This window comes from Bradyrhizobium sp. (genome assembly GCF_019244115.1).
Classification (GTDB): Bacteria; Pseudomonadota; Alphaproteobacteria; order Rhizobiales; family Xanthobacteraceae; genus Bradyrhizobium.
This window is the reverse complement of the sequence record NZ_JAFATE010000106.1, coordinates 1-6,153: the sequence shown is the minus strand read 5'-3', so window position 1 is coordinate 6,153 and position 6,153 is coordinate 1. Positions and strand designations below refer to the sequence as shown.

General features: G+C 64.1%; 8 protein-coding genes. 7 read left to right on the top strand and 1 reads right to left on the bottom strand.

Annotated features, from left to right (window positions below; translation table 11 throughout):
* The 4 genes from JOZ76_RS04925 to JOZ76_RS04910 all read left to right on the top strand — a co-directional run.
* On the top strand, positions 1-768 hold a 768-nt coding region (locus JOZ76_RS04925), incomplete at its 5' end, for a CHAT domain-containing protein (protein ID WP_291697505.1).
* A gap of 25 nt (positions 769-793) precedes the next feature.
* A complete protein-coding gene (locus JOZ76_RS04920; RefSeq protein WP_291697504.1) occupies positions 794-1,237 on the top strand; it encodes a hypothetical protein in 444 nt (147 codons plus the stop codon).
* 7 nt (positions 1,238-1,244) lie between these two features.
* A complete protein-coding gene (locus JOZ76_RS04915) occupies positions 1,245-1,442 on the top strand; it encodes a hypothetical protein (protein ID WP_291697503.1) in 198 nt (65 codons plus the stop codon).
* Positions 1,443-1,725: 283 nt separating this feature from the next.
* Positions 1,726-2,403, top strand: coding sequence for a hypothetical protein (locus JOZ76_RS04910; protein WP_291697502.1), 678 nt, complete (start codon positions 1,726-1,728; stop codon positions 2,401-2,403).
* Between the two features lie 29 nt (positions 2,404-2,432).
* On the opposite strand, the gene JOZ76_RS04905 is transcribed toward JOZ76_RS04910, so the two are convergent.
* A complete protein-coding gene (locus tag JOZ76_RS04905) occupies positions 2,433-2,678 on the bottom strand; it encodes a hypothetical protein (RefSeq protein WP_291697501.1) in 246 nt (81 codons plus the stop codon).
* 351 nt (positions 2,679-3,029) lie between these two features.
* Here JOZ76_RS04905 and JOZ76_RS04900 point away from each other — a divergent pair, with 351 nt between their 5' ends.
* From JOZ76_RS04900 to JOZ76_RS04890, 3 genes are all read left to right on the top strand, one after another.
* A complete protein-coding gene (locus JOZ76_RS04900) occupies positions 3,030-3,755 on the top strand; it encodes a response regulator (RefSeq protein WP_291697500.1) in 726 nt (241 codons plus the stop codon).
* Entirely contained in the window at positions 3,752-5,227 is a 1,476-nt protein-coding gene (locus JOZ76_RS04895; RefSeq protein WP_291697499.1) for an ATP-binding protein, read from the top strand. The genes JOZ76_RS04900 and JOZ76_RS04895 overlap by 4 nt, the downstream gene beginning before the upstream one ends.
* 325 nt (positions 5,228-5,552) lie before the next feature.
* Positions 5,553-6,153, top strand: a 601-nt coding sequence (locus JOZ76_RS04890) for an LPS-assembly protein LptD (protein WP_291697498.1), incomplete at its 3' end; no start/stop codon positions are given.

The following is a 6,153-nucleotide window of genomic DNA, read 5'->3' as shown; positions in this document are numbered from 1 at the left end:
GAGGCCGAACAGGACGCACCGAACCACCCGGACGCGGCGACCAAAGTCGCGGATGCCGGCGGCAATGTCACGCGCGGCGTGCCGTTGAAGCGGCGCAGCAGTCCCAAGCTCGACGGCGTCGACAACGCGGAACTTGCGCTGCTGCCGCGCCTGCCCGACACGGCCGACGAGCTGAAGTCCATCGCACTGGCGTTGCAGGCCGACCCGTCAAAGGTCCTGTATCTCGGCAGGAATGCGTCCGAGAGCACGGTCAAGGCCATGAATCTCTCCGGCTTCAAGGTGCTGGCCTTCGCCACGCACGGACTGGTGCCGGGCGAGCTGAACGGCCTGACGCAGCCTGCGCTGGCGCTGTCATCGCCGAGCGTGACGGGCGAGAACGCGGACGGCCTCTTGACCATGGAGGAAATCCTCGGATTGAAACTCGATGCCGACTGGGTCGTGCTGTCGGCCTGCAATACCGGCGCGGGCGCAGGGACGGGCGCGGAAGCAGCCTCCGGGCTTGGCCGCGCCTTCTTCTATGCGGGCACGCGGGCGCTGTTGGTGACGAACTGGTCGGTGCATTCGCAATCGGCCCGGCAGCTCGTCACGGATCTGTTCAAGCGTCAGGCCGAGAACACAAAGCTGGGACGCAGCGAGGCGCTCCGCCAGGCCATGATGGCGCTGGTGGATGGTCCCGGCTATCTCAACGCGGACGGCAAGACGGAATTTTCCTACGCCCATCCATTGTTCTGGGCGCCATATACGATCATCGGCGACGGCGCGCGCTGACAACATTTGACAAGGGGACTTTGGAATGAGGGTGAGCAGAATCGGTCTGATCATTCTGGCGATGAACCTGCTGACCATGGGTCGTGCCGGCGCGACCCAGCTGATCACCGACGAGGAAGCCAAGCTGCCGCCGCCAAAGGGTGCGGTTGCCGCAGAGCGGCGCGGCATCCTGCGCGGACCGAAGGTGGATGTCATCCTGCCGGGCGACACCGTCCATTCGCCGCTGCACTTGCAGCTGAAATTCGAAGCCTTCGGCGGCGCGAAGATCGATCCCGACTCGGTCAAGATGACGTTTCTGCGGACACCGAATGTCGATCTCACCCCTCGCATAAAACCCTTCGTCCAGGCCGCGGGCATCGACATGCCCGACACCGAGCTGCCGCCGGGCGAATACACGATCCGGGTCGACATCAAGGATTCCGACGGTCGGATCGGCACCACGAGTTTCGTCCTCAAGGTCAGCCCCTGATCGCGCGATGACATGCCCTTATTGCCAGTCGGACACGGTTGAAGAGGCGCTGGTCTGCAGCGCCTGCGGCCGCGACATCGCCATCCCGGTCTCACTGATCGCCGAACGGGACGCGCTGCTGCGCAAGCGGGAGATGATTCGCGACGAGCTGCACAAAGCCGAAGCCAAGATCGCCATGCTCCGCAGCCAGACAAAATTCCGATAGCGCCGATGGGGATTGGCGATCTTTCCGCGAGTGCGCTCTTCTCCCCTACCCCTTGCGGGGAGGGGGCGGGGGCGGGGGTTCCCACATTCAGCGCGTCGTTTGGGACCCCCACCCCAGCCCTCTCCCGCAAGCGGGGCAGGGAGCGCACCTCCGATGCGGCACCGATTCAACGCGACTTCACCACGGTGTAGCGCCGATGGAATGCCCATTTTGCGCCGAAACCATCAAAGATGAAGCGATCGTCTGCAAGCACTGCTCGCGCGACCTGCGCGTGGCGAGGCCAATGCTGCTCGAGATCCAGGATATCGTCGCTGATCTGGAACGGCTCACGCGCAGGCTCGACCGCGTCAACGTCCGGCTCGAGCGTTACCGGAATCCGTTCCGCTATTTTGGCTCCCATATCATCCTGTACGTCCTCGTTCCCACGCTCCTGCTCCTGGCCGCGCACGCGCTAGTGACGATCGTGCTGGACATCTCGCCGCTGCCGCTGCGGCTGGCCTCGGTCATCATCCCGATCCTGTTTGGCTTTGCGACCTATCCGCTCAACAGGGTCTGGTTCGGCGGCGCGCTCGCGCTGGGGCTGGGGACCGCGAGTCTCAGCATTATGCTGATGCTCACCGTGACAGGACTGCACGATGACGTCCCGATCATTCCGTCCGGTCCCGTCGAGTGGCGCGAAGTGTTCGAATATGGCAGCAGCATCCTGCTCGCCTTCGTCTCCGGCAACCTGCTCGGCATCGTGATCTTCCAGGTGCTGCCGGGCGTGCTCGCGCAAGGCGGCAAGCCGAACGCGGCGGCCTTCACGATGGCGCGCCTGCTCGGCCAGCATGTCGGCGACGACCAGCTGCGCCGCCGGGCGCGCCTCATCCAGGATCTCGCGCGGACCGTCGTCCCGCTCGTCGGTGTCGCGGCGACAGCCATCGGTTCGCTCTATACCGGCCTGAAAGGCATTTTGGGCTGACCGGCAACGCTGCCGATGTTAGAACGATCTCATTCGTCGTCGTCCTCGTCCGGCCACGGCGAACTCCACCGTGACAGAAGGGCGCAGGCGCCGTCCTCGAATTCGCGTCTGCCAGTGTCGCGGCCGATTGCGCTTTCATCGCAGGACAGCCAGGAGATCGGAACTGCCGAAATTTTGGGCCGCGCGGTCGCTTCAACGCTGCCGACCGCAATCACGCCCGCAAGCACGGCGAGCCCGATCGCTGGCGCCAGCAAACTCCGCAAATGTCGCGTCACTTTTTCATCGCTCCCTGTCCGACCAGGCCCCCTTCCCCGGGACAGACCGTAGTCTCGACCGGCAGCGTGTCCTGGTGATGTCCCGCAAATGCCCGATTGTTGCCGTGTGTAACCTTTTGCGGCGCGTGTAACACGCGGTTACAAGATCATGCGTTGGCAGGACCACGGTTGCCGTGGATTTGACGTCCCCTCCCGGCCTGCCGACGATATTCTCATGCAAGCATCAAATCCAAAGCTCCAGGAGCAGGATATGTCAGCTGACGGTCCTTTGATGCTACGCTCGCGAGCGATCTTCCCCGAAGAACGCGAGTGTTGCACCAAAGGATCATCAGCGCACGGAATTGTCTGGAAATGGCTGAGCATCTCCTGATTGTCGATGATGACAAGGAAATCTGTTCGCTGCTGTCGCAGTTCATGACACAGCACGGCTATCGTATCTCGGTGGCCCATGAAGGCCGGACGATGATGCAGGCGCTCGAGAGCGCCCGCATCGACCTCGTCGTGCTCGACGTCATGTTGCCCGGTGAAAGCGGCCTAAGCCTGTGCCGGCGCGTGCGCTCCAGCGCGACCGTGCCGATCGTGATGCTGACCGCAGTCGGCGGCGAAACCGACCGGATCGTCGGGCTGGAGATGGGCGCGGACGATTATCTGCCAAAGCCGTTCAATCCGCGCGAGCTGCTGGCGCGCGTGCGCGCAGTCCTGCGACGGGCTGGCGGTGCTGCGGGAAGCACGTTGAACGGAGCCGGCCGCGTGCTGGAATTTTCCGGCTGGCGGCTCGACGTGACAGGACGCCGGCTGTTCTCGCCGGCCGGCGCGCTGGTGCCGCTGCGCACGGCGGAATTCGATCTGCTGGTCGTGCTGGCCGAGCGGCCGCAGCGCGTTCTCAATCGCGACCAGCTGCTCGACCTTTCCCGCGGCCGCGCCGCCACCAGTTTCGATCGCAGCATCGACGTGCAGATCAGCCGCCTCAGACGCAAGCTCAAGATCGATCCTGACGGACCGGACCTGATCAAGACGGTGCGCGGCGGCGGCTATGTCTTTGCCGCCAGTGTCGCGACGGTGGAGACCGGAGCATGAGAGAATGGCGCCTCAACAGCATCGCCAGCCGCATTGCGATCACCATGATGGTCACGGTTGTCCTTAGCATCACGGTGACCGTTACGCTGATCATCGGCGGCCAATATTGGATGGAACGGCGCGACCCCGGGACAGCGCCGGGCGATTCGCGGGTCTGGTTCGATCGCTTCGGGGTTCAGAAGCTGAACAGGCGCAATCCCATGATATTCCTGTCGCCGCGCATGACGGTTATCACCCAGATGGTCGATATGGCCTCGCCCGCCGACCGCGCGGTCCTGATGTCCACCTTGGCGACTGCAACCTTCAGGCCCGAGATCCGTGACCAACCGAGCCTCCCACCCCGGCTGCCTCCCACCAGCCTGCTGTCGCGCCTTCATGACGTGATCGAGTTTGAATCGCGCAGATCGCCCGACGAGGTGAGAATTGCCGTGCTCAAGACGGCCGCCAGAAATTCGGACGTCGCCGCGCCCAGCGAGCTCCAGATCGAGATCGCACTGCGCGACGGCAAATGGCTCGCGGTGACCACGTCCGATTTCAAGCTCGAACCGCCTCTGCCAGCCGGTGTCGGGTGGATGCTGCTCTTCGGTCCCCTGCTACTGCTTGTCAGCTTGATGTCGCTCTGGATGGCGCGGCGGCTGGCGCGGCCGATCTCGGCCTTTGCCACCGCCGCGGAGCGATTTGGCATGGGCGCGGAAGCCGTTCCCCTCCCCGAGCGCGGACCGCGGGAGGTTCGCACCGCCATTCGCGCCTTCAACCGCATGCAGGAGCGGCTGCGCCGTTTCATCGACGACCGCACCCAGATGGTCGCCGCGATGTCGCACGACCTGAAGACGCCGCTGACCCGGCTGCGCCTGCGCGCCGAGCTCATCCGCAACGAGGCGCAGCGGCGCAAGATGCTGACCGACATGGATGCCATGACGGCCATGATCGAATCGACGCTCGCCTTCGTGCGCGACGATACGAAGCGAGAGGCGCCGTTGCTGGTCGATCTCGGCGCGCTCGTCGAATCGGCCTGCGAGAACGCAATGGATACGGGCGGTCGCATCGAGGTCACGGCAAAGCAAGGGGTCAACATCACCTGCCGGCCGATTGCGATCTCGCGCGCCGTCGCCAACCTGATCGACAATGCCATCAAATATGGCGGCTGCGCCCGCGTCAGGCTGGACTGCGACGGAGAACGGGCGATCGTCACGATCGACGATGACGGTCCCGGCATTCCGGAGGACGAGCGCGAAAAAGTGTTCGCGCCGTTCTACCGGCTCGAAGGCTCGCGCAATCGCGACACCGGCGGAGTGGGCTTAGGTCTTGCGGTGGCCCGCACCGCTGCGCGCGAGCATGGCGGAGATGTCACCCTCGACAGCGCAGCGAGCGGAGGACTGCGCGCCCGGCTCGAGCTGCCCGTCTCGTCGGCGGCGGCGTTGCCCGACTTGTCATCCGGCCAGATCCTCCTCGGCGAGAAGGCTTACGCCTGACGCGCCTGCTTCGTCACGACCCGGAAATTTGTAACCGCGGGTAACCTGCCTTCATCGTGCAATGATCTGCAACAGTTTTGAGGTTCACGGACATCATCATCAAGAGCCTGACGGTTAAGATCGCCGCCTGAACAGATTTGATGCGTGACGCTCCATCCAACTTACCTGGATCCAGAGCGCCATGCGGTCGGGTCGGTATTGACTGAGGTCGGCGTTGAAGTCCGGGCTTGCGAGCTGCGTTCCGCAAGAAAAGCAGATCATACGATATCCGATCGCTTCCGCGCCCATCATCCGGGCCTGGCTAGCCGTCGCTGCTGTGATCCTGATGGTTACCGCGACCGTCGGCGTCACGACAGTTGCGCCTGCCGCGGCGCAGGGCTTCACCTACAATCAGCAAGCGCCGCGGCCGCGGCCGCCGCGCGCGCCGAACGACAACCAGATGCTGGTGCAGGCGACCGAGGTCGACTACGACTACAACAATTCGCGCGTCTCGGCGGTTGGCAACGTGCAGCTGTTCTACAACGGCACCTCGGTGGAGGCCGACAAGGTCATCTACGACCAGAAGACCAAGCGGCTGCATGCCGAAGGCAACATCCGCCTGACGGATGCCGACGGCAAGATCACCTATGCCAACATCATGGATCTGAGCGACGATTACCGCGACGGGTTCGTCGATTCGCTCCGTGTCGACACCGAGGACGCGACGCGGATGGCGGCGACCCGCGCCGACCGCACGGAGGGCAACTACACCGTGTTCGAGAACGGCGTCTACACCGCCTGCGCGCCCTGTAAGGACGATCCGAAGAAGCCGCCGCTGTGGCAGGTCAAGGGCGCCCGCATCATCCACGACCAGGTGGACAAGATGCTGTATTTCGAGAACGCCCAGGTCGAGTTCTTTGGCGTGCCGCTGGCCTACCTGCCCTATT

Bases quoted from the DNA above. Each gene is read 5' to 3' on its own strand.
- JOZ76_RS04920 (WP_291697504.1), top strand. From the start codon at position 794: ATGAGGGTGAGCAGAATCGGTCTGATCATTCTGGCGATGAACCTGCTG.
- JOZ76_RS04915 (WP_291697503.1), top strand. From the start codon at position 1,245: ATGACATGCCCTTATTGCCAGTCGGACACGGTTGAAGAGGCGCTGGTC.
- JOZ76_RS04910 (WP_291697502.1), top strand. From the start codon at position 1,726: ATGCTGCTCGAGATCCAGGATATCGTCGCTGATCTGGAACGGCTCACG.
- JOZ76_RS04900 (WP_291697500.1), top strand. From the start codon at position 3,030: ATGGCTGAGCATCTCCTGATTGTCGATGATGACAAGGAAATCTGTTCG.
- JOZ76_RS04895 (WP_291697499.1), top strand. From the start codon at position 3,752: ATGAGAGAATGGCGCCTCAACAGCATCGCCAGCCGCATTGCGATCACC.